The sequence below is a fragment of the Hymenobacter piscis genome, from assembly GCF_018760735.1.
Lineage (GTDB): Bacteria > Bacteroidota > Bacteroidia > Cytophagales > Hymenobacteraceae > Hymenobacter > Hymenobacter piscis.
This window is the reverse complement of the sequence record NZ_JAHHZN010000053.1, coordinates 1-1,066: the sequence shown is the minus strand read 5'-3', so window position 1 is coordinate 1,066 and position 1,066 is coordinate 1. Positions and strand designations below refer to the sequence as shown.

The following is a 1,066-nucleotide window of genomic DNA, read 5'->3' as shown; positions in this document are numbered from 1 at the left end:
TAGGACTTACGCACTTACGGGTAGCAGTGCGGGAATGAGGGGCTGCGCCAGTAGCTGGCGCAAGTAGGGCGCCCACTGCTGCTGGTGAGCCTGATAGATGGTTTGTGCCGTTTGGCGGGCAAATTGGCGCAACGACACCCACGCCAGATAGCAGCAGGCCAAATGGTTGCGCTGGGCCTGCGCCCGTCGGCATTGGCACTTCTCGGCCCCGGTAAGCTGTTTGAAGCTGCGGTGAAACTCCTCTACCTGCCAGCGCACGCGCGTGGTGGCCTCGACCAGTGGCTGATTCAACGTGAAGGCAAAGTTGTTGGTCACCACCCATTCAATGTCGCCGTTCGAGGCCACCAGCTTGAATAAGCGTACCGCAAACGGGACTTTGTGTAAGCGCACTTCCCGCCCCGTGCTCCAGCCACCCGGCGGCGGAGCCACGTCAAGCAGGGCCTGAAAGCCTGTTTCTTTGCTGGCACTCACTAACCGGTTGCTTTTCAGGGTGGTGAAAAACGTCCAACCGGCGCGGTGAATGAGTTTAAGATTGTCGCTGCCACTGTACCAGGCATCAAACAGCAGGGTCCGGGCCTTGATTTTGTCCTCGGCCAGGACGTGGGCGAACATGGCCTGGAAGTGTTCGTTTTTGCTCACCCCGTCGAGTTCGGGGGCATAGACCCGGTAGTCGAGGGGTAGAAAGTCGCCCGCCTCACCGCTGCTATGCACCAGATTGACCAGGCAAATGCCGGTGACCAGGCCGTGCTCGTTGCCCGAGTACTGACGCTTGGCCACTTCAATAAAGCGGGAGTAGCGTTTGTCCTGCACGCTGTCATCGAGCAGCAGAAAGGCGTCGGGTGAATCGGTGAGCAGCGGCTGCACCAGCTCCCGCAACTGACTGGATGAAAAGCAGCTGCGCCGCAGAAACCGATTCACCTGGTCATGGCTCACGTGCGAGAGGTGTTCGGCTAGATGCGTACACGTGTAGTTGCGGGGCGTGCTGAGCAGGTACTCGATGTAGGTAGCTTGCGTAACCATCGGATTAGGTTTTACTTCAAGATACCACCAAGTGCGTAAGTTCTAA

General features: G+C 58.4%; 1 protein-coding gene. It reads right to left on the bottom strand.

Annotation, left to right across the window (positions count from 1 at the left end; translation table 11 throughout):
* Positions 1-6: 6 nt before the first annotated feature.
* The gene (locus tag KLP40_RS21040) at positions 7-1,020 is read right to left on the bottom strand and encodes an IS701 family transposase (protein ID WP_246559079.1); all 1,014 of its coding nucleotides are present in this window, start codon (positions 1,018-1,020) and stop codon (positions 7-9) included.
* Between the last annotated feature and the right edge of the window lie 46 nt (positions 1,021-1,066).